Source organism: Butyrivibrio sp. INlla18 (assembly GCF_900103635.1).
Classification (GTDB): Bacteria; Bacillota; Clostridia; order Lachnospirales; family Lachnospiraceae; genus Butyrivibrio.
In genome coordinates, this window is the sequence record NZ_FMXK01000008.1 from 164,094 (window position 1) to 186,170 (window position 22,077).

16 protein-coding genes are annotated in these 22,077 nt (G+C 43.1%); 11 read left to right on the plus strand and 5 right to left on the minus strand.

Features of this window, described 5'->3' with window-relative positions; all coding sequences use genetic code 11:
* The first annotated feature begins 86 nt into the window (after nucleotides 1–86).
* The 9 genes from BLS24_RS06940 (at nucleotide 87) to clpX (ending at nucleotide 12,885) form a co-directional block, all read left to right on the plus strand.
* On the plus strand, nucleotides 87–2,210 hold the full coding sequence (locus BLS24_RS06940; protein ID WP_091757450.1) for a glycoside hydrolase family 3 C-terminal domain-containing protein: 2,124 nt from the start codon (nucleotides 87–89) through the stop codon (nucleotides 2,208–2,210).
* Nucleotides 2,211–2,398: 188 nt separating this feature from the next.
* Nucleotides 2,399–3,877 carry an L-fucose/L-arabinose isomerase family protein gene (locus tag BLS24_RS06945; RefSeq protein WP_091757452.1) on the plus strand — a complete coding sequence of 493 codons (1,479 nt, stop codon included), beginning with the start codon at nucleotides 2,399–2,401 and terminating at the stop codon, nucleotides 3,875–3,877.
* 239 nt (nucleotides 3,878–4,116) lie between these two features.
* Nucleotides 4,117–5,802, plus strand: a complete 1,686-nt coding sequence (locus BLS24_RS06950; RefSeq protein ID WP_091757454.1) for a GH25 family lysozyme — start codon at nucleotides 4,117–4,119, stop codon at nucleotides 5,800–5,802.
* A gap of 249 nt (nucleotides 5,803–6,051) precedes the next feature.
* Nucleotides 6,052–7,281, plus strand: coding sequence for a UTP--glucose-1-phosphate uridylyltransferase (locus tag BLS24_RS06955; protein ID WP_091757456.1), 1,230 nt, complete (start codon nucleotides 6,052–6,054; stop codon nucleotides 7,279–7,281).
* 141 nt (nucleotides 7,282–7,422) lie between these two features.
* Nucleotides 7,423–8,439 carry a UDP-glucose 4-epimerase GalE gene (galE, locus tag BLS24_RS06960; protein ID WP_071175038.1) on the plus strand — a complete coding sequence of 339 codons (1,017 nt, stop codon included), beginning with the start codon at nucleotides 7,423–7,425 and terminating at the stop codon, nucleotides 8,437–8,439.
* 47 nt (nucleotides 8,440–8,486) lie between these two features.
* Nucleotides 8,487–9,299 (plus strand): phosphatase, encoded by an 813-nt coding sequence (locus BLS24_RS06965; protein ID WP_091757458.1) that lies wholly within the window; start codon nucleotides 8,487–8,489, stop codon nucleotides 9,297–9,299.
* Between the two features lie 77 nt (nucleotides 9,300–9,376).
* Entirely contained in the window at nucleotides 9,377–9,646 is a 270-nt protein-coding gene (locus BLS24_RS06970) for a hypothetical protein (protein WP_091757460.1), read from the plus strand.
* Nucleotides 9,647–9,741: 95 nt separating this feature from the next.
* A complete protein-coding gene (locus tag BLS24_RS06975) occupies nucleotides 9,742–11,337 on the plus strand; it encodes a S1C family serine protease (protein WP_242872248.1) in 1,596 nt (531 codons plus the stop codon).
* Between the two features lie 18 nt (nucleotides 11,338–11,355).
* Nucleotides 11,356–12,885 carry an ATP-dependent Clp protease ATP-binding subunit ClpX gene (gene clpX / locus BLS24_RS06980; protein WP_091757462.1) on the plus strand — a complete coding sequence of 510 codons (1,530 nt, stop codon included), beginning with the start codon at nucleotides 11,356–11,358 and terminating at the stop codon, nucleotides 12,883–12,885.
* Between the two features lie 52 nt (nucleotides 12,886–12,937).
* On the opposite strand, the gene arcC is transcribed toward clpX, so the two are convergent.
* Nucleotides 12,938–13,876 carry a carbamate kinase gene (gene arcC / locus BLS24_RS06985; RefSeq protein WP_091757464.1) on the minus strand — a complete coding sequence of 313 codons (939 nt, stop codon included), beginning with the start codon at nucleotides 13,874–13,876 and terminating at the stop codon, nucleotides 12,938–12,940.
* Nucleotides 13,877–14,048: 172 nt separating this feature from the next.
* Between arcC and BLS24_RS06990 the strand changes: the two genes are divergently transcribed.
* Nucleotides 14,049–15,419 carry an MATE family efflux transporter gene (locus BLS24_RS06990; RefSeq protein ID WP_091757599.1) on the plus strand — a complete coding sequence of 457 codons (1,371 nt, stop codon included), beginning with the start codon at nucleotides 14,049–14,051 and terminating at the stop codon, nucleotides 15,417–15,419.
* 56 nt (nucleotides 15,420–15,475) lie between these two features.
* On the opposite strand, the gene BLS24_RS06995 is transcribed toward BLS24_RS06990, so the two are convergent.
* Genes BLS24_RS06995 through BLS24_RS07010 form a run of 4 tightly spaced genes read right to left on the minus strand, consistent with a single transcriptional unit; the run spans nucleotide 15,476 to nucleotide 19,106 of the window.
* On the minus strand, nucleotides 15,476–17,401 hold the full coding sequence (locus BLS24_RS06995) for a glycoside hydrolase family 2 protein (protein WP_091757466.1): 1,926 nt from the start codon (nucleotides 17,399–17,401) through the stop codon (nucleotides 15,476–15,478).
* A 15-nt stretch (nucleotides 17,402–17,416) separates the two neighbouring features.
* Entirely contained in the window at nucleotides 17,417–18,145 is a 729-nt protein-coding gene (locus tag BLS24_RS07000; RefSeq protein WP_091757468.1) for a DUF975 family protein, read from the minus strand.
* 25 nt (nucleotides 18,146–18,170) lie between these two features.
* Nucleotides 18,171–18,665, minus strand: a complete 495-nt coding sequence (locus tag BLS24_RS07005; protein WP_091757469.1) for a hypothetical protein — start codon at nucleotides 18,663–18,665, stop codon at nucleotides 18,171–18,173.
* Nucleotides 18,666–18,692: 27 nt separating this feature from the next.
* Entirely contained in the window at nucleotides 18,693–19,106 is a 414-nt protein-coding gene (locus BLS24_RS07010; protein ID WP_091757470.1) for a DUF4190 domain-containing protein, read from the minus strand.
* Nucleotides 19,107–19,312: 206 nt separating this feature from the next.
* Between BLS24_RS07010 and BLS24_RS07015 the strand changes: the two genes are divergently transcribed.
* Nucleotides 19,313–21,985, plus strand: a complete 2,673-nt coding sequence (locus tag BLS24_RS07015; RefSeq protein WP_091757472.1) for a Tex family protein — start codon at nucleotides 19,313–19,315, stop codon at nucleotides 21,983–21,985.
* The last annotated feature ends 92 nt before the right edge of the window (nucleotides 21,986–22,077 follow it).

Consider the following 22,077-nt stretch of genomic DNA (forward strand, 5'->3'; position numbering starts at 1 on the left):
AAGGCAAAAAATGGTAAGAAAAAACAATTTCCATTCTTTAAAATTGAAAATGGATCACAAAAGATTAATTAAAGGGGATTGTTTTTATGAATAGAGAGGAAGCTAGAAAGCGAGCAAAAGAACTTGTTGCTAAGATGACTGTTGATGAAAAAGCATCACAGCTTCGTTATGACGCTCCAGCTATCGATAGACTGGGAATTCCAGCATACAACTGGTGGAATGAAGCTCTTCACGGAGTTGCAAGAGCGGGCACAGCTACAATGTTCCCACAGGCTATTGGACTTGCAGCTGCATTCGATGAGGACCTTATGGGAGCCATCGGTGATATTGTTGCTATTGAGGCTCGTGCCAAGTACAACGAGCAGTCCAAGAGAGAGGATAGAGATATTTACAAGGGACTCACTTTCTGGGCTCCTAATGTAAATATATTCAGAGACCCACGTTGGGGTAGAGGTCATGAGACCTATGGAGAAGATCCTTATCTTACCAGCAGACTTGCAGTTCCATTTGTTAAGGGAATGCAGGGTGATGGAGAATATATGAAGGTTGCTGCATGTGCCAAGCACTTCGCAGTGCATTCAGGACCAGAAGGAGAGAGACATTTCTTTGACGCCAAGGCATCCAAGAAGGACTTGGAAGAGACATACCTTCCTGCTTTCGAGGCATGCGTAAAGGAAGCTGGCGTTGAGGCAGTAATGGGCGCATATAACAGAACAAATGGTGAGCCATGCTGCGCAAACAAGCCTCTCATGGTAGATACTTTAAGAGGTAAGTGGGGATTCGAAGGTCACTTCGTATCAGACTGCTGGGCGATCAAGGATTTCCATGAAAATCACAAGGTAACAAGTAGCCCAGAAGAGTCAGCTAAGCTTGCTCTTGAAATGGGATGTGACCTTAACTGCGGATGTACTTATCAGACTATCATGAATGCTTATAGAGCAGGCATTCTTGATGAAGAGCTCATTACAACATCCTGTGAGAGACTCTTTACTACAAGATTCCTTCTTGGAATGTTTGATAAGACAGAGTATGATGAGATTCCTTTTGAGAAGGTTGAGTGCAAAGAGCATCTTGCTGTAGCTAGCAGAGCTGCAAGGGAGTCAGTAGTACTTCTTAAAAATGATGGACTTCTTCCACTTGATAAGTCCAAGATAAGGACTATTGGCGTAGTTGGACCAAATGCTAACTCAAGACTTTCACTTATTGGTAACTATCATGGAACAGCTTCTAGATACATCACTGTTCTTGAAGGTATCCAGGACAAGGTTGGAGATGACGTCAGAGTTCTTTATTCTGAAGGCTCAGACATCTTCAAGAATAACATCAGTAACCTGGCAGATCCTAATCTTCCAGACAGACTCTCAGAGGCGCAGGCTGTTGCTGATCACTCAGATGTAGTGGTAGTAGTAGTTGGTCTTGATGAGAACCTCGAAGGAGAAGAGGGCGATGCAGGCAATCAGTTTGCATCAGGAGACAAGATCAATCTTAATCTTCCTCTTTGCCAGAGACAGCTCCTTTACTCAGTACTTGAGTGTGGCAAGCCTACTATCGTAATCGATATGGCTGGTAGTGCTATCGACCTTAGCAAGGCTGAGGAAGAGGCCAATGCAGTACTTCAGGCTTGGTATCCAGGTGCTAGAGGCGGTAAGGATGTTGCAGATATCCTCTTTGGTGATGTTTCACCTTCAGGTAAGCTTCCTGTAACGTTCTATGCATCAGCTGATGATATTCCAGATTTCAAAGACTATTCTATGAAGAATAGAACTTACAGATACTTTGAGGGAACACCTCTTTATCCATTTGGATATGGCCTCACATACGGTGATTGTTATGTTAAGCCTGATCATCACTTACATATGGACAATGGCTTCAAGGATGAGCAGATTGATGCAGAGCTTACAGTTAAGGTTGCAAATGATGGAAAGGAGGATACAGACGAGGTTGTTCAGGTTTATATCAAGGATCTTGATTCTAAGTTTGCTACGACACATCCAAGCCTTTGCGGCTTCAAGAGAGTGCATGTTCCTGCAGGCTCAGAGGTAGAGGTTACTGTTAAGCTTGATAAGAAGGCATTTACATCTGTAAATGAAGAAGGTGAGAGAAAGGTGTTTGCCAAGAACTTCAAGCTTTATGCTGGATGCCAGCAGCCAGATGCTAGATCAAAAGAGCTCACTGGACACGAGTGTGTAGAGATCGAGGTTACGCTTTGATAGCTTGTCTTTTTTAGAGACTAAAAAAATTACAAGATATAGGTATTTTGAATAATTTTATCGGGGTATTTTCTATAATTTGGCACGTTGTTTTTTAGTGCTTTTTAGCTGATAATGATATACGTCGGTTAGACTAAAGGTAGAGTAGAGCAGATTGCTCTTGGTATAAAAAAGAAAGGGGATTTATTATGATCAATATTCCAGAGGTAAAAATCGGTCTTGTTGCAGTAAGCCGTGACTGTTTCCCAGCTTCACTTGCTGTAAACAGAAGAAAGGCTTTAGTAGAGGCCTACAAAAAGAACTACAACGACAAGGACGTTTATGAGTGTCCTGTTTGCATCATCGAGAGCGAGACTCAGACACTTGAGGCTCTTGAAGATGTAAAGAAGGCAGGATGTAACGCTCTTTGCGTATATCTTGGAAACTTCGGACCAGAAATTTCTGAGACACTTCTTGCAGAGAAGTTTGATGGACCTGTAATGTTCTGTGCGGCAGCAGAAGAGTCACAGGGCGACCTTATCGATGGTAGAGGAGATGCTTACTGCGGTATGCTCAATGCAAGCTACAACCTTCACCTTCGTAACGTTAAGGCATACATCCCAGAGTATCCAGTAGGAACAGCTGATGAGTGTGCTAAGATGATCAACGAGTTCGTTCCAATCGCTAGAGCACTTGATGGACTTGCAAACCTCAAGGTTATTTCATTTGGACCACGTCCTATGAACTTCCTTGCTTGTAACGCTCCTATCCAGCAGATCTACAACATGGGTGCTGAAATTGAAGAGAATTCAGAGCTTGACCTCTTCGAGTCATTCAATAAGCATGCTGGTGATCCTAGAATCGCAGAAGTTAAGGCAGATATGGAAAAGGATCTTGGCGCTGGTAACAAGAAGCCTGAAATCCTTGAGAAGCTTGCTCAGTATGAGCTTACACTTCTTGACTGGATCGAAGAGCACAGAGGCGGCAAGAAATATGTATGTATCGCTGGTAAGTGCTGGCCTGCATTCCAGACACAGTTCGGATTCGTTCCTTGCTACGTTAACTCAAGACTTACAGGCAGAGGAATCCCTGTATCTTGCGAAGTAGATATCTATGGTGCAATTTCAGAGTTCATCGGAACATGCATTTCTGATGATGCTGTTACACTTCTTGATATCAACAACTCTGTACCTGCTGATATGTACGAGCAGTCAATCAAGGGCAAGTTCGACTACAAGCACACAGATACATTCATGGGCTTCCACTGCGGAAACACATGCACAAGCAAGCTTTCAAGCTGCGAGATGAAGTTCCAGAGAATCATGGCTAGAAACCTTCCTGAGGAGGTTACACAGGGAACACTTGAAGGTGACATCATTCCTGGTGATATCACATTCTACAGACTTCAGAGCACATCAGACAATCACCTTAAGGCATATGTTGCACAGGGTGAGGTTCTTCCAGTTGCTACTCAGTCATTCGGTGGAATCGGTGTATTCGCTATTCCTGAGATGGGAAGATTCTATAGACACATCCTTATCCAGCACAACTTCCCTCATCATGGAGCAGTTGCATTTGGACACTTTGGAAAGGCTCTTTACGAAGTATTTAAGTATGTTGGAGCAGAAGTTATTGGCTACAATCAGCCAGCTTCACTTCCATATCCAACAGAGAATCCATTCGTGTAAAGCACTTGGTGAGGTCCTTTCGAACCTAGTGCGCACCGCTTCTTTGTACTTAGCGAGGTTCTATCGAGCTTAGTACAGAAGAAGGTTCGATAAAGCACTTGACGAGGTATCGTCAATTAGGGGCTATGGGGTTTTAGTTTAATAATAAAGTGCCACTTTGGAGGTTGCTCCAAAGTGGCATTTCTTATATAATTGTTTATGTTAAGAAAAATGTAAAAATCCGAGGGGAGTCAGTGTAAATGAAAAAAGTGGGAAAACTCATTCTTTCAGTAGGAATGCTCATCTCTGCGGTAGCACTCCTATCTTTTTCGCCTGTAGGCTGCATTACAGCTGAGGCTGCAGGAGCAGGACCAGAAGTTGCAGTAGGCATCGATGTTTCTAAATATCAGGGAGCAATCAACTGGCAACAGGTCAAAGCTTCAGGTATCAGATTCGCTATGATCCGTGTTGGTACTACCAAGAAGGGTCTCGACGAACAGTTTGTAAATAACATCAACGGAGCTAATGCTGCTGGCGTTAGAACAGGTATCTATATCTATTCTTATGCTACAACTCCAGAGGCAGCAGCTGCAGAGGCCAACCAGGTTCTTGCATGGATCGCTCCTTATTCAGTAACTTTCCCAGTTGCAATTGATATTGAGGATCAGTGTCAGAGAGGACTTAATGCTGCTCAGCTTCAGGCTATCGCAGATACTTTCTGTGGAATACTTAATGCTAATGGATATGAGACAATGGTTTACGCAAGTCGTAACTGGTTCCTTCAGAGAATGCCTAGTGTGGCTTCAGCAAAGTGGGTTGCTCAGTACAACTCAGCATGTGATTATCCTGGTGAGTATGCTATGTGGCAGTCAACAAGCCATGGTTCATATGCAGGTGTTCCTTCAAGGGTAGACGTTAATCACCTCTACACAGATTATTTCTCTCGTATCATTCCAGAGGGATTTAATAGCTGGGGCGGACACGTATTCTACTACAGCAATTACCGTAAGCAGTATGGTTGGCTAAACCTTGCAAACGGAAGATATCATACAGATGCTAATGGATTTGTTCAGACTGGTTGGTTCCAGGATGAGACAGGTATCTACTACCTGAAGCCAGCAGAAGGCGGACTTGCAGCAGTTGGATTTAATGATATCGACGGTTCAAGATTCTACTTTGATGCGAATGGTAATAGATGCACAGGTCTTCTTAATCTTGGAGAAGCTGGTGTATATTATGCTAATGCTGATGGTGTTTGTCAGAAGGGCTTTGTACAGTTCGAAGATGGTATTCACTATTTTGATGAAAACTATGCAATGCGCGCAGGTCTTACACAGATTGGTGACAAGCTTTACTTCTTTGGTCCGAGTGGTGCAATGCAGACAGGTATGATCGCACTTGAAACTGGTAAGTACATGTTTGGTGCAGATGGTATCGCAATTAGCGGATGGTTCTCCAATGAGCAGGGCCAGAGATTTTACTTCGCACCTGATACACATACAGCAGTTACAGGCCTTGTAACTCTTGATAAAGCTAACTACATGTTTGACGCAGAAGGCGTTATGCAGACAGGCTGGTCAGGAGATGTTGCTAGCAGATTCTACTTTGGACCAGACGGCAAGATGGTTACAGGCTGGAATGCAATCGACGGCAAGAACTTCTACTTTGGCGCAGATGGTAAGATGGTTGTTGGACTTGCATCTCTCAAGGATGGTGTTTACTATCTTGATCCTACTGATGGACACCAGGTTGTTGGATGGGTACAGACTCCAGAAGGTTGGAGATACTTCGATGTTAACAACGGTAGAATGCTTGTAAAGGTTACAGCACTTCTTGATAACGTAAATTGCACATTTGACAAGAACGGAATCCTTGTTGATCCAGCAGGCTGGACACCAGGAACTCCAGCACCTGCACCTGCTCCAGAAGCAGCACCAGCAGGCTGATAAAAGAAATTTGATCGAGAGAAGTTGCCATTTGTGTGGTGACTTCTCTTTTTTGTGGAAAGTGAGCTATAGGGACGGAGGAAGTGAGCCATAGGGACGGAGGTTGGGGCTCATTTTTGCAAAAAATGAGCCCCAACCTCCGTCCCTATGGCTCACTTCCTCTGTCCTCAAGACTCACTTTTTACGAAAACTTTGACATGTGGTAAAATGGAAAAAGTGTTTATTAGAGGACGACGGAAAGGAAACGTTATGAACTTAGAAGAAGCAAAAAAGAAACTTGAGGAGTATGGCCAGAGCCATGTTCTCAAATATTATGATGAGCTTTCAGATGGCGAGAAGGCTGATCTTCTTCAGCAGATCGAGGATACAGATTTTGCTGTACTTGAAAACTGCAAGAACCTTGGAAAGAGTGAAGGAAGGGGACAGTTTGCTCCACTTGCAGCAATGCAGGTTTCCGAGATTGAAAAGAGAAAAGATGAATTCACTAAGATTGGTGTAGAGGCTATTAAGGCTGGTAAGGTGGCAGCAGTTCTTTTAGCTGGTGGAATGGGCACAAGACTTGGTTCAGACAACCCTAAGGGAATGTATGATATCGGTCTTACCAAGCACGTTTACATCTTCCAGAGAATTATCGAGAACCTTCAGGATACAGTTAAGGCTGCAGGCGGCGCATATATTCATCTCTTTATCATGACAAGTGAAAAGAATAATGATGCTACAGTAAACTTCCTTAAGGAGCATAACTACTTTGGATATCCAGAGGATAAGGTAACATTCTTTAAGCAGGATATGGCGCCAGCTTCAGATTATGAAGGAAAGGTTTACATGGAAGGTAAGGGCAGGATCTCAACATCACCTAATGGTAATGCTGGTTGGTATTCATCAATGCTCAAGGCAGGCCTTCGTGATGTTATCCTTGCAGAGGGCATCGAGTGGATCGATATCTTTGCAGTAGATAACGTTCTTCAGAGAATCGCAGATCCTTGCTTTGTGGGCGCAACACTTAATGCAGTTGTTGATTGTGGCGCTAAGGTTGTTCGTAAGAGCGCACCAGACGAGAAGGTTGGTGTTATGTGCCTTGAGGATGGCAAGCCATCTATCGTTGAGTATTATGAGCTTTCACAGGAAATGATGGATGCCAAGGATGCTAACGGCGATCCAGCATACAACTATGGTGTAATCCTTAACTATCTCTTCAACGAGAAGGCTCTTAATGAGATTGCCAAGAAGACTCTTCCTCTTCACGTTGTTGAGAAGAAGATTCCTTATATTGATGAGAACGCTGAGCTTGTTAAACCTGAGAAGCCAAATGGCTGCAAGTTTGAGCAGCTTGTTCTTGATATGATCCACATGCTTGATAGCTGCCTTCCTTATGAGGTAGTAAGAGAGTATGAGTTCGCACCAATCAAGAACAAAGAAGGTGTGGATTCAGTAGAGTCTGCAAGAGAACTTTGCAAGAAGTGTGGTATTGAGCTTTAATTACAATCAGTTAACATTATGACAGGTACGCATAACAAAAGAACGTTGTAATATAGTAATTCACTTACTAAAATAAAAGCCAAGATAATAATTTGTGAAAACAGACAACATTTTGCAAAGAACAAAAAGAGAGGTATCAAAATGGCAATTCTAGTAACAGGTGGAGCAGGATATATCGGATCACACACAGTCGTTGAGCTTCAGAACGCTGGATACGACGTGGTAGTTATGGACAATCTGGCAAATGCGAGCAAGAAAGTAATTGGCAGAGTTGAGGCGCTTACTGGTAAAAAAGTGCCATTTTATGAGGCAGATATTAGAAACAGAGAGGATCTCGAGAAGATCTTTTCAACAGAGAAGATTGACAGCGTAATTCACTTCGCTGGACTTAAGGCAGTAGGCGAGTCAGTTCAGAAGCCTTGGGAGTATTATGACAACAACATCACAGGAACACTTACACTTGTTGATGTCATGAGAAAGCATAACTGCAAGAACATCATCTTCTCATCTTCAGCAACAGTTTATGGTAACCCAGCATTTATTCCTATCACAGAGGAATGCCCTAAGGGAACATGTACAAACCCTTATGGATGGACAAAGTCAATGCTTGAGCAGGTTCTTACAGATATTCAGAAGGCTGATCCAGAGTGGAATGTAGTTCTTCTTAGATACTTCAATCCAATCGGAGCACACAAGAGTGGAACAATCGGTGAGAATCCTAATGGAATTCCTAACAACCTTATGCCATACATCACACAGGTTGCAGTAGGTAAGCTCCCAGAACTCAATGTATTTGGTAACGACTACGATACACCAGACGGAACCGGCGTACGTGATTACATCCACGTAGTTGACCTTGCAGTAGGACATGTTAAGGCTCTCAAGAAGCTTGCTCCTGGAAGCGGACTTAACATCTACAACCTTGGTACAGGCGTAGGATACAGCGTACTTGATATCGTTAAGAACTTCGAAGAAGCTACAGGAGTTAAGATCCCATACGTGATCAGAGACAGACGTCCTGGTGATATCGCAACATGCTACTCAAATGCTGACAAGGCAGAGAAGGAGCTTGGCTGGAAGGCTGAGAATGGTATCAAAGAAATGTGCGCAGATTCATGGAAGTGGCAGAGCCAGAATCCTAACGGATACGAAGACTGACCATGATAGCGTGATATGGGGGAAGTAAGAGAAATAGAGGTTTTTAGATGTACCATATAGAATGTGATACCCATACACATACAATATATTCAAGACATGCATATTCAACTATAGAAGAGAATGTCAGAGCTGCCAGTGAGAAAGGAATCAAACTCCTTGGCAGTACTGATCACTTCAGTGAAATGCTTTTTCCAGATTACAAAGACGTCAAGAATTATCAGTACTTCTTTGGAACTAATATGTGGCCAAGGCAGTTTCATGGCGTTACTCTTTTAAGAGGCTGTGAGGCTGACATAGTAGATATGGAAGGCCATATGTTTGGATTTGACAACATCATTACCAAGTCTATCGTAGGTGATGAGATGGAAAGTCCAATGCCACTTATTGATATGGTATTTCGCAGAATGGACTACGTGATCGCAAGTGTTCATTCCAAGAGACATACAGTAGGTCATTCGGCAGCGGAGAACACTCAGATGTTCATAAATGCCCTTAGCCATCCAAAGGTTCTTTTCATAGGACACATCGGAAGATCTGGTGTTGAGTTTGAGATGGACCCAGTGCTGAAGGCAGCCAAGGATATGAACAAGGCCCTTGAGATCAACGAGGCCAGCTTCTCATACGAAGGACATCATCAGAGTCTTTGTAGACAGGTGGCAGTAAGATGCGCAGAGCTTGGAGTTAAGATTGCAGTCAATACTGATGCTCATATGGCTTATGAGATTGGAAATGCATCTAAGGCTCTTGCAATGCTAGAGGACATCCACTTCCCGGAGGAACTCATCATTACCCGCACAAGGGAGAGTTTCCTTGAAGCCTTAAGAGCAAGTGGAGTTTTTACAGATAATATTATAAAATGATTATATGCTGGATTATGAGATAAGCTCATGATCCAGCATTTATTATGAAAAGAACTTTAACAAGGCGGTATTTATCTATGTTTAGAATGTGGTGCAGAGTTGTTGATGATAACCACTTGATCAAGGATACAGTGATATGCGATGAGACCTATGACAAAAGAACTCACAAAATAATGAACGCCCTTGAAAAGGCGTGCTATGAATTTGACCTTCCAAAGCCTATTTGGCTGGACCCAATAGTTAAGGATTTTCAGCTACACAATAAATGCAGGTTCTATCAGGACTCTTTTATCGAGGAAATAGATTTCGACTATCTGGAAATACAGGTTTTAGAAGAAGATTATTAATTCTAATATTATTTTTTTATTATAAATTCAACACAATTCCGTCACAGAATGAAACTATACTAAAGCCATAATTTGAAAGGAAGAAGGTATGACCTATGTTTGAAGAAGAAAACAAGCCAGGTACAAACAGCAACCCTTACAACAATTATAGTTATGGAAATGGATATATGGGGAATAGCTCACAGAATTCTTACAGCTACGGTAACGGGCAACAGAGCTATGGAACTTATCAATATAGCTCCAATGGCAACATGAATTCTGGGGCAACAAATCAGGCGCCTGCGCCAAAGAAGAAAAATACAGCAGGCATCGCAGTAGCAATTATAGTAGCAATAGCTCTTTTGACTGGTGGCATTGGAGCGGGCTACTACGCAGTAACAAACAGACCAGAACTCTTTGCTAGTGTCAAAGATGGTTCCAAGCAGGTCGAGGAAACTCAGGAAGAAGCTCAGGACGAGACAGCAAAAGAGGAAGCTGCAGCAGAAGAAGCTTCACAGGCTGCAGAAGAGGCAGCAGAAGCAGAGAACAAGATCCAGACAACAACAGTTTCTGGTGAAGTTAAGGCAGTAGTTACCGATGTTACAGGTGTTGTATCAGAAGTAATGCCAGCAATGGTAATCATCCACAACAACTACACAGCTTCTCAGAACTACTTTGGATATGTTCAGACTCAGGAAGCTCAGGCTTCAGGTAGTGGTATCATCGTAGGTGAGAACGATACAGAGCTTCTCATTGCAACTAACTACCACGTTATCGAAGGTGCAGATTCACTTGAAGTTATCTTTACAGATGATGCTTCAGTTCAGGCAGTTGTTAAAGGAACTGACCAGGATATGGACCTTGCAGTTATAGCAGTTATGCTTGATGACATTTCAGCAGATACTCTTGGTTCCATCAAGGTAGCAACTCTTGGCGATAGCGATTCACTTGTGCTTGGCGAGCCAGCAATTGCAATAGGTAACGCTCTTGGATATGGCCAGTCAGTTACAACAGGTGTTATCTCAGCTATCAACAGAGAAGTTGAGATCTCAGAGGGTGTATATCAGACATTTATCCAGACAGACGCAGCGATCAACCCAGGTAACTCAGGTGGCGCGCTTCTTAATATTTCTGGTGAAGTGATCGGTATCAACTCTAACAAGATCGGTGGCGAGACAATTGAAGGTATGGGCTATGCTATTCCTATTTCAGTTGCACGTCCTATCATCGACAAGCTCATGAATGAAGAGACCAAGGTTAAGGTTTCTGATGAAGAGAGAGGATATCTTGGAATTTCAGGTGTGACAGTTACATCATCAGTATCTCAGATGTATGGACTTCCACTTGGCATCTACGTTGCAGAAGTTGCTGATGGCGGTGGGGCACAGGCAGCAGGTATGCAGAAGGGCGATGTCATCGTTGGATTTGAAGGCGATGAGATCACATCAATGGATGAGCTTCAGAACAAGCTTGAGTATTATTCAGCCGGCACAACAGTTAAGGTTACTGTTAAAAGAGCTAACGGCGCAGAATATTCAGAGATCACTATGGACCTTACACTCGGCAAGGCTATGGCTGATTCTAATGCAACAAATGGAAGCGGCAATTCTGGCAATGGCAATGGGTCAGAAAGCGGCAACAATGGCGGCAATGTAGACCAGCAGCCAGCCGGCGATCCAAATGCTAAGAGCGGCCAGGGTAGCGGTCACTAATAATTTAATGAGGTATATATGGCAGGAAACAGAGACGACGAATTTGATTTCAGAGAGATAAAAGAGGGTGATGATGGCTCAGATGTTGTGAATACAACATCTGAGTCTTCTGATACAACAACAGAAGATAACAACAAAACTGAATATGAAGATGTTTGTTTTGTATGCAGACGTCCAGAGAGCAAAGCTGGTAAGATGTTCCATCTTCCAAACAATATCTGCATCTGTAACGACTGTATGCAAAAGACCATGGACACAGTCAGCCAGTTTGATTATCAGAACATGCTGAACAATCCAAATCTTATGAATGAACTCAACAAGAATACAAACGGGTTCCCAGGATTTGGTTTCTTTGGCATGGGAGATCAGCCTTTTGGCGGTATTCCTAATTCACAGAAGATCAAGAAAAAGAGTGAGAGCAAGGTTAAGCCAGCTTTTGATATAAAGAATATCCCAGCTCCTCACAAGATCAAGGCTAAGCTTGATGAATATGTTATCGGACAGGATCAGGCTAAAAAAGTAATGTCTGTTGCGGTCTATAATCACTACAAGAGAGTAGCTACAGATACAATGGATGATATTGAGATCGAGAAGTCAAACATCCTTCTTCTGGGACCTACAGGTAGTGGTAAGACTTATCTAGTTAAGACCCTTGCTAAGCTTCTTGATGTGCCTCTTGCTATTGCAGATGCTACATCTCTTACAGAGGCTGGTTATATCGGTGATGATATCGAGAGCGTAGTTAGTAAGCTTCTTGCAGCTTCTGGCAATGATGTAGAGAAGACTGAGCACGGAATTATCTTCATCGATGAGATAGACAAGATTGCCAAGAAAAAGAATACTACATCAAGAGATGTTAGCGGCGAATCAGTTCAGCAGGGAATGCTCAAGCTTCTCGAAGGATCAAATGTTGAAGTTCCAGTTGGAGCAGGCAGCAAGAATGCCATGGTTCCTCTTACAACTGTTAATACTAGAAATATTCTTTTCATCTGCGGTGGTGCCTTCCCAGATCTTGAGGAAATCATTACCCAGAGGTTAAATAAGAAGACATCAATCGGATTTGATGCAGATCTTAAGGACAAATATGAAGATGATCCAAATCTTCTTTCAAATGTCACAGTGGAAGACCTCAAGAAATTCGGTATGATTCCTGAGTTCCTCGGAAGACTTCCTATTATCTGTACTCTTCAGGCTCTTGATAAAGAGATGCTGATACAGATATTAAAAGAGCCAAAGAATGCGATCCTTAAGCAGTATCAAAAGCTTCTTGCACTTGATGAAGTAGATCTACGTTTTGATGATTCAGCCCTAGAAGCTATTGCTGAGAAGGCTCTTGAAAAAGACACAGGAGCAAGAGCTCTTCGTGCCATAATAGAAGATTTCATGCTGGATATCATGTATGAGATTCCTAAGGATGAAAATATCGGAAGAGTAACTATTACTCGTGACTATATTGAAAAGAAAGCAAGTCCTTTGATCGAGATCAGAGGAGAGAGCTTCCAACCTAGAATACCTCAGTTTAATACTGAAGCAGCAAAACAGGTTTAAAGACATAATTAAAGCCTCACGCAGATGCGTGAGGCTTTATATATGAAAGAAATTATTCAAAAGTGATGAAAGTACCAGCTTTGCCCTTAAGAGCTGCATCAACAGAATCAAGTGATGTGATGAGAACTGATCCTTCGTGATTAGCTTCAAGGAATTCGATAGCAGCTTCAATCTTAGGAAGCATGTCTACCTCTCCAAACTCGCCAGCCTCGATATACTTCTTAGCATCAGCTACGTTCATCTTGAGGATTGGCTCCTGATCTTCCTTCTGGAAGTTCTTGTAAACGTAAGGAACTGAAGTTAAGATGATGAGTCTATCTACTTTGAGGTCCGCTGCAAGCTTACCGGCAATAGCATCTTTTTCGATTACGGCAGAAGCACCCTTAAGAGTGTGTCCCTGCTGAATAACTGGGATTCCGCCACCGCCACAAGCGACAACTTCCTGACCAGCATCTACAAGAGTTCTGATAGCGTCGATCTCGACGATCTCGATTGGCTTAGGAGCTGCAATGATTCTCTTGTATCCGTTTCCAGGAATCTCTTTTACGAAGTTACCTTTTTTAACCTCGTTATCAGCGTCTTCCTTGGACATGTTACGTCCGATCTCCTTGGTAGGAGCGTAGAAGGCTTCATCATAAGGATCAACAGTAACCTGTGTGAGGATAGTGCTGACCGGCTTGTAGATTCCGCGCTTTGTGAGCTCTGTTCTAAGTGAGTTCTGAATATCATAGCCAACATAGCCTTGGCTCATGGCACTGCAGACACACATAGGAGCTGAAGTGTAATCTATATACATTCTGTGAAGTTCGGTCATAGCTTTATGGATCATGCTGACCTGTGGACCATTACTGTGAGTGATGACCAGCTGATAGCCGGCCTCAACGAGATCTGCAAGAGCTTTACCAGTGAGCTGTGTGGCAGCTCTCTGTTCCATGGTGTTGACACCAAGAGCTTCGTGACCTAGAGAAACAACTGCTTTGATATTTTCCATTTTGTCCTCGTTCCTGCACTACATCTGTGCTAGTAAGATACGACTATTGTACAATAATTGCTCTATTTTTGGAAGTTTCCACCTAAAAATATACTTGATATTTTATCAGAATGTAGTAGACTATCTCAGTACCAAAAAACATGTTCGATATTGTGAAAGAATGGTTTTAAACATGCAAAAAAGTAGTAATGTAAAAGACTTAACTGTAGGAAATCCAATGTCTCTTATCCTTGGATTTGCGCTTTCTCTTTTGTGGGGAATGCTCTTCCAGCAGTTGTACAACATCATAGATACAGCCATTGTTTCCTGGTTCCTTGGTAAAGAGGCTTATTCAGGAATGGGCTCAACAGGATCCATCAACTTCCTTATCATGGGATTTTGTATGGGTGTATGTAATGGATTTGCGATTCCTGTAGCTCAGAGATTTGGAGCCAAAGACTATAAGAGCATGCGTAAGTTCGTAACACACTCCATCATCCTCAGTGCTATATTCGCTGTAGTGATGACAGTTCTTGTCAGTGTTTTCTGCAGACAGATCCTTACTGCTATGAAGACACCTGAGTCAGTTTTTGAATATGCATACATTTATATATTAGTAATATTCCTTGGAATTCCAGTTACATATATGTATAACCTTTTATCTGGAATCATCAGAGCTCTTGGAGATAGCAAGCACCCTGTTCAGTACCTGATCATTGGATCAGTTGTTAATATCGTTCTGGATATCGTGTTTATTGTTCCTTTCCACTGGGGAATCTTTGGAGCAGCCTTTGCTACAGTAATTTCTCAGGGCATTTCTGGAGCCCTTTGTCTTATCTATATTATTAGAAAGATTGACATCCTTCATTTGCAGAAGGAAGACTGGGAGCTTGATAGACATCACTTTGTGATTCTCCTCAATATGGGCGTTCCAATGGGGCTTCAGTATTCCATCACAGCCATCGGAAGCGTAATCCTTCAGATTGCCATCAACTCCCTTGGAGAAGATGCTATCGCCGCTGTTACAACAGCCAGCAAGGTTGCGATGTTCTTCTGCATTCCATTTGATGCTCTTGGATCAACAATGGCAACTTATGGCGGACAGAACGTTGGTGCCAAGAAACTGGAGCACCTTCAGGATGGCCTCATTGCTGCCTGTAAGATTGGATGTGGCTATGCAATCTTAGCCTTTGTAGTCCTTGCACTTTTTGGAAGACAGTTCTCAATGATATTTCTGGAGGCAGGAGATGTGGCATGTCTAGACAACGCCCACCTGTTCCTCTTTTACAATAGCTTATTCTACGTACCACTTGCACTTGTAAATATTGTCAGATTCCTTATCCAAGGGATGGGCTTTTCAATGTTTGCAGTACTTGCCGGAGTAATGGAAATGATCGGACGAGGCGCAGTAGCCCTTCTCTTTGTTCCTAAATTCGGCTTCATAGCAATCTGCCTTGCAAGTCCAGCAGCCTGGATCCTTGCAGACGCATTCCTGATACCAGCCTTCATCATGGTTCGTAACAGACTTAGACGAATCTTCCAAGGTCAGGTAGAAGTATATTGATCGGAAAAAAATTAAACCTCCGAGTGAGCCATTAGCAGGCTCTCGGAGGTTTTTGGTTACTGTTTTTTAAACCTTGTTAGAAGATGTGGATCAAGGTCTGGGTTGATCTTGGTGATTTTGCGGTCGTAGGTGATGAGGCCGTTTACTTCTTCTTCTACGTCGCTGAGCTGGGTGTAGACTACACCGGCTAGGCCCTTTGAAACAAGAGGCATGACGCTTGAGTTCATGATGTTATAGTAGGCGACACCTAGGTCATCTAGAGTGTCGTATTTTTTGTATCCAAAAACGCGGTCTACACTGGAGTGGCCATCTATGTGGCAGGTGAGTCCACCAAATTCCGAGATGACAAAAGCTCTGTGGTTAGGATCATCTTCCACGGTAAGTGGACGGAAGTAGTTGTGTACACTTCTAAAGTCGCCGCTTCCTTCATCAAACCATCCGCTGGCCTGATCGATAGGTCTGGTGTCATCAAGGTCTTTTGCCATGATCGTGGCACCAGCTGCGTTGAACTGTCCCCAGCCTTCGTTGAACAGAACCCAGGTGCCGATACTAGGCACGTTGTAGAGATAGCTGATGGTGTTCTGCATCTCCTGAAGCCATTCTCTGCGTCCATCTGCTGAATGCCTTGAAAATGCCTTGTAATAAGCAGGACCATCTGACATTCGCCCAAACACCTTTGGGAAAAGAGTTGGAAGGTATGAAACTACAGGCTTAGCATAGGATGAACCTCCGCTTACCATGTCCTGCCATACTATCATTCCAAGTCTATCGCAGTGATAGTACCAGCGAGCAGATTCAATCTTGATGTGCTTGCGCAGCATATTGAAGTGAAGTCTCTTCATCTCCTTAATGTCAAAGATAAGAGCTTCATCTGAAGGCGCTGTATAAAGACCATCTGGCCAATAGCCCTGGTCCAAAACTCCCATGAGGAAGTAAGGCTTATGATTTAAGCAAAAACGTCTAATGCCCTTCTCGTCATCCTCTACAGTAAATGAGCGCATTGCAAAGTATGAACTAACATGATCATCTGCGGTAGAGATCTGGATTGGATAAAGATAAGGATCTTCTGGGCTCCACAGATGAGGGTCATCGATCTCAAACTTAAAGTTATAGTAAGATGCTGGTCCCTGTGAGTGATCTATACTTGCGCTAGGATAAGTATCTGATGAGTAGGAGAAGTCTCCGATAAAGAAATTATCTAAAGCATCATGTGATGCTGGAGACTTAACAAGCTCGTGACCTGGAATCTTAACAGTAACCTGACTTGGAAGATTTGTTGAAACTTCAATAGATACTGTCTTTAGGTCTTTTTCTGGTCTGATGCGGAGCTCCCTGATGTATGTAGCTGGAACTTCCTCCATCCATACTGCCTGCCAGATGCCGCTCTGAGCGGTGTAATACATTCCACCTCTCTTGAGGGTCTGTTTGCCTCTGCTGTGATATGAAGAATCACTGGTGTCGCGAACCTTTACAACAAGAGTGTTGTTTTCAAAGGTCATGTTATCTGGTGTGTGATTGAGATAATCAGTGATATCCAGAGTAAATGGAAGATAGCCACCGCCGTGGTATCCTACGTGATCTTCGTTTATGTATATGTCTGCAAACTGATCCACTGCTCCAAAGTGAAGGAGGATCCTTGAGTTTGGAGATTTTTTTGCTATCGTTGGGAGAGCTTTTTTGTACCAAAGAAGCTGATCTGGCTCAAGACGTCTTTCTACGCCTGAGAGCATTGACTCAGGAGAAAAAGGCACAAGTATTATACCCTCAAACTCTGATGGAATCTCCTCCACTGAGTCGGGGGTAAAAGAATAATCCCAGTAGCCATTGAGATTGATATAGCTATCTCTTACAAACTGAGGTCTAGGATACTCCTTTAAAAGATTATCTGGATCGATTTTTTCACCCCAAGGGGTGTAAAGGCGATTAAGGACATCGTCTTCGTGCGGCTTATCGATTGCTTTGATTGCATCAATTAAGTCCATAGCTTACCATCCTTTTTATTCTGATTTCTTGGCCTTTTGCATTATAAGATCCTGATAAAAAGCGGCGAGAGTGCCGTTTCTATAAACGTTTATCCAAAGAAGTGGAATTCCAAGTGTAAGGATTCCTAAGAGAAACAAAGGAACAAATGTAAGATTAAGTACTAGAAGCCTTAATCTGTGGCCATTCATGATCCTGCGACTGGTTAAGAGCAGCTCTTTGGCTGATCTGTCTGGGAAATCATGAAGAAGATAAAACGCCTGTGAATAGGTGATTCTAATATAAATATTAACAACTAGTTCAACCAAAACGGCTATGAGACCGAGCATTATAAGATCTGAAGATGGACTACTAGACTGTCTTAAGAGATATACAAGATATGAAGCTGGAAGACCAACAACAAAATCAATGATCACAAAAAATGCCTGAATGATAACTGCTTTTTCAGGGTTCTTTTTGAAACCAAAGAAAAGATCGCTTATTGAAACTGTCTGTGAATAAACGAGATTCATATAGAGGTATGTCTTGCCGGAAACAAGGATACCTATGAGAATATAGATAATGAGAACTATGAGTTCATTGATGATGAGCTGGACTACGCCGTTTGCTGTAACGGTAGCGATAGCACTAACGATAAAGATAATTACGGCATAGAGAATATCTGCACCTATCAGGGTGCCATACTTATCAAGGGCCTGTTCCCTGACGGAGGCCTTAAGTTCTGATGTTGATTTAAGATTAGTCATTAAAAAGTTACACTCCCCAACATCCTCACACAGCCAGGTCTACATTGTTTCCCAGAAGTCCTTGTTTGTCCATGGACTTTCTTGCTTGCTGGTAAGGGTTTTCTTCGTTTGAATATTTTATCTTGGTTGCGGTTACTCCTCCGCTCACATAAGTACGTCCGCATTCTGGACATACAGCGGTCTTGAGAGATACTGATGCCTGCAATACCTTGCCGTTATGCTGGGCGGCATCTTTGTAGGCATTACTAACATGCTCAGCCTCATGACCTCTGACTCTTGCTGCTGCGGCCTGAGGGCTGATGTGCTGGGCGCTCTTAAAAGAAACCATCTCATCAGAACCGTCTTGATACTTGCGGTTCTTGCAGGTTTCACATTCCGCTGGAGATGAGAGCTTGCCTGGAGCTCTCTGGGTTGATTCATTTGGATTGAGGATTGGTTTACTGTCTGTAGCAGCCGCTGGGCTGTATGCCCCTGCTGAATATGCACCATATCCGCTATTAACAGCACCGATAATACTCATAGGCACCTCTTTTCCCATGCTGATAGGTTACTGATCTGTGGTAACTCCCAGTTCCTTTAGCATGTCGTCAAAGCTCTCGCCATTCATCTGCTCTGACATCTGATTTAACTGCTCTCTGTAGGTAGGATCAGTTAAAACATGATAAAAACTTGATATTAAAACAAAGTAACCAACAACGATACCGATCGTTCCATAAATGATGCCCTTTTTGGCCTGTGGCAGGAGCTTTGGCTGAGAGCCTCTTGATAAAAGAGCCAGCACAACAGCGATACCGCCTAGGATAATGCCAATGTTCATAAAGAAACAAAATGGAACAGAAATAAGTCCTGTCACCATGGCAACTGTGGCCAGATTTACATGTCTGTCAAGCTCGTTGTGAGTCTTGTTGTAGTTGTAATTGTTGTAGTAGTACTTGTCGTCCCCGTTTTCGCTTCCGTTCATGGTACTCCTCGTAGTTCAATTAATTGTGCGCATAATACGACACCTATATCATAAATATACAATAAAACAGCTGTTTTTACAATGTTTCCAGCACTTCTAGAGGCTTGAAAACGGTGGGAATTCACTGCTATAATAGTGGAGTGTGTGGATTTATAAAAAATTCACGAAAAATTAACTTCAAGTTAAACCCATAATGTGAGGAAAGTATGGACATAGTATTAAAGATCAAAGAAGAACTCAAGGTGGAAAAATGGCAGGTAGAAGCTGCAGTCAAGCTTATTGACGAAGGCAACACCATCCCATTCATTTCACGTTACAGAAAGGAAGTTACAGGATCTCTTAACGATGAGCAGCTCCGTAATCTTGATGAGAGACTCAAGTACCTTAGAAGTCTTGAAGAGAGAAGAGAGCAGGTTCTTGCTTCTATCGAAGAACAGGGCAAGATGACTGATGAGCTCAGAGCCAAGATCGTAGCAGCTGAGACCATGGTTGCTATCGAGGACCTTTACCTTCCATATAGACCAAAGAGAAAGACAAGAGCAAGTGTAGCTAGAGAGAAGGGACTTGAGGGTCTTTCAGAGATTCTTTTAGCTCAGGAAACAACCAAGCCTCTCCAGGAAGAAGCTGCAGCATTTGTTGATCCAGAAAAAGGTGTTAATGATCCAGCAGAAGCTCTTCAGGGCGCAATGGATATCATCGCTGAGGATGTATCTGACAACGCTGACTATCGTGCATACATCAGAGAAGTCACGATGGAACAGGGTATTCTCACCAGTAAGGCCAAGGATGAGAAGGCTCAGAGCGTATATGAGATGTACTACAACTACGAAGAGCCTGTTAAAAAAGTTCTAGGCCACAGAGTTCTTGCTCTTAACAGAGGTGAGGCTGAGAAATTCCTTGTAGTCAAGATCGAAGCTCCAGAGGAGCAGATCCTTCAGTACCTCAACAAGAAGCTTTTAAAGAATGACAACCCTATTACAACTCCTGTTATCGAAGAGATCACACAGGATGCTTATGAGAGACTTATTGCTCCTGCTATTGAGCGTGATATCAGGAACGAGCTTACAGAGACAGCTGAAGACGGTGCTATCACAGTATTTGGCAAGAACCTCACACAGCTCCTCATGGCACCACCTATTGCAGGCAAGACTGTACTTGGTTGGGATCCAGCTTTCAGAACAGGTTGTAAGCTTGCTATCGTAGATGCAACAGGAAAAGTCCTTGATACCAAGGTTATCTATCCTACAGCTCCACAGAACAAGGTAGAAGAAGCCAAAGTAGAGCTCAAAAAGCTCATTGATAAATACAATGTTGATCTTATCTCAGTTGGTAACGGTACTGCTTCAAGAGAGTCAGAGCAGGTTATTGTTGAGCTCATCAAAGAGCTTGATAGACCAGTTCAGTACGTTATCGTTAACGAGGCAGGTGCTTCTGTTTATTCAGCAAGTAAGCTTGCTACAGAGGAGTTCCCACAGTTTGATGTAGGACAGAGAAGTGCGGCATCTATTGCCAGAAGACTTCAGGATCCTCTTGCTGAGCTTGTTAAGATCGATCCTAAGTCAATCGGTGTTGGTCAGTACCAGCACGATATGAACCAGAAAAAGCTAGGCGAAACACTTGAAGGTGTCGTAGAAGACTGTGTTAACAAAGTAGGTGTAGACCTCAATACTGCTTCTGCACCACTTCTTCAGTATATTTCAGGTATTAGTAAGGTAATTGCCAAGAATATCGTAGATTATAGAGAAGAGCACGGTAAGTTCAAGAGCAGAAAAGAGCTCCTTGAAGTACCTAAGCTTGGACCTAAGGCTTACGAGCAGTGCGCCGGATTCCTTAGAATCTCTGATGGCGAGAATCCTCTCGATGCTACAAGCGTTCATCCTGAGTCATATGATGCAACACTTAAGCTCATGGATAAGCTTGGAATCACCTTTGACGACGTAAGAGCAGCTCAGAAGAATGCAGCCAAGGCAGTTCTTGAAAAGCCAGCTCCAAAGGCAGAAGATAAGCCACGTCCACCAAAGAAGCCAAAGCAGGTAGTTATCAAGAATACAAGCACAGCCATGGGAGCAGCCCTTGCGGCAGCTCTTGCGGGAAGTGATCTTGCAGTAGTTGACGCCCAGGATAACAAGGAATCTGCCAAGGCACCTGTAGCCAAGGCAGCAGAGACAGCTGGCACAGTTGGAACTCTTTCCAAAAAGGTTTCAGATGCAGACAAAAAGAAGCTTTCAGAGGAGCTTGGAATTGGTGAGATCACACTTACAGATATCCTCTCTGAGCTCGAGAAACCATCAAGAGACCCTCGTGAGAACATGCCTGCACCAATTCTTAGAAGTGACGTCCTTGATATGAAGGACCTCAAGCCTGGTATGGTACTTAAGGGAACAGTTAGAAATGTAATCGACTTTGGTTGTTTCGTAGATATAGGTGTTCATCAGGACGGACTTGTTCACATCTCACACATCACTGACAAGTTCATCAAGCATCCTCTTGAGGCTGTAAGCGTTGGAGATATCGTAGATGTTCAGGTTCTTGATGTTGAACTTGATAAAAAGAGAATTGCTCTTACCATGAAGATCGGTGATCCTGCCAAGGTTGCAGCAGAGGCAGCAGCCAGAGCAGCAGAAAGACCTGCTCCAAAGGTGGTAAAAGAAGAAAAGAAAGCGGCTCCAAAGAAGACATCTGTAGTTGATCAGGTGGCAAAGGCAGCAGGAGTTACCAAGAAAGCAGCTCCAGCCAAGAAGCCAGCAACTAAGGCGGCTGCTCCTGCAGAGTCAAGGCCTGCAGCTAGCTCTACTTCAACATCAGAGGCTAAGCCAGCAGCACCAAAGACATTCAAGAAAAAAGGCATTGTCATCTTTAGAGGAAATGCAAACGAATAAAAGCGAAAATGAGCCACAGGGACGGAGGTTGTGGCTCATTTTTTTCACAAGAATTAGTTAATCAAAAGCAAGATGTGAAGTGAATACTTCAT

Coding starts and splice junctions, on each gene's coding strand:
- BLS24_RS07010 (WP_091757470.1), bottom strand. CDS start 19,106: ATGAACGGAAGCGAAAACGGGGACGACAAGTACTACTACAACAATTAC.
- arcC (WP_091757464.1), bottom strand. CDS start 13,876: ATGGAAAATATCAAAGCAGTTGTTTCTCTAGGTCACGAAGCTCTTGGT.
- clpX (WP_091757462.1), top strand. CDS start 11,356: ATGGCAGGAAACAGAGACGACGAATTTGATTTCAGAGAGATAAAAGAG.
- BLS24_RS06945 (WP_091757452.1), top strand. CDS start 2,399: ATGATCAATATTCCAGAGGTAAAAATCGGTCTTGTTGCAGTAAGCCGT.
- BLS24_RS07005 (WP_091757469.1), bottom strand. CDS start 18,665: ATGAGTATTATCGGTGCTGTTAATAGCGGATATGGTGCATATTCAGCA.
- BLS24_RS06975 (WP_242872248.1), top strand. CDS start 9,742: ATGTTTGAAGAAGAAAACAAGCCAGGTACAAACAGCAACCCTTACAAC.
- BLS24_RS06940 (WP_091757450.1), top strand. CDS start 87: ATGAATAGAGAGGAAGCTAGAAAGCGAGCAAAAGAACTTGTTGCTAAG.
- galE (WP_071175038.1), top strand. CDS start 7,423: ATGGCAATTCTAGTAACAGGTGGAGCAGGATATATCGGATCACACACA.
- BLS24_RS06955 (WP_091757456.1), top strand. CDS start 6,052: ATGAACTTAGAAGAAGCAAAAAAGAAACTTGAGGAGTATGGCCAGAGC.
- BLS24_RS06995 (WP_091757466.1), bottom strand. CDS start 17,401: ATGGACTTAATTGATGCAATCAAAGCAATCGATAAGCCGCACGAAGAC.
- BLS24_RS06970 (WP_091757460.1), top strand. CDS start 9,377: ATGTTTAGAATGTGGTGCAGAGTTGTTGATGATAACCACTTGATCAAG.
- BLS24_RS07000 (WP_091757468.1), bottom strand. CDS start 18,145: ATGACTAATCTTAAATCAACATCAGAACTTAAGGCCTCCGTCAGGGAA.
- BLS24_RS06950 (WP_091757454.1), top strand. CDS start 4,117: ATGAAAAAAGTGGGAAAACTCATTCTTTCAGTAGGAATGCTCATCTCT.
- BLS24_RS06990 (WP_091757599.1), top strand. CDS start 14,049: ATGCAAAAAAGTAGTAATGTAAAAGACTTAACTGTAGGAAATCCAATG.
- BLS24_RS06965 (WP_091757458.1), top strand. CDS start 8,487: ATGTACCATATAGAATGTGATACCCATACACATACAATATATTCAAGA.
- BLS24_RS07015 (WP_091757472.1), top strand. CDS start 19,313: ATGGACATAGTATTAAAGATCAAAGAAGAACTCAAGGTGGAAAAATGG.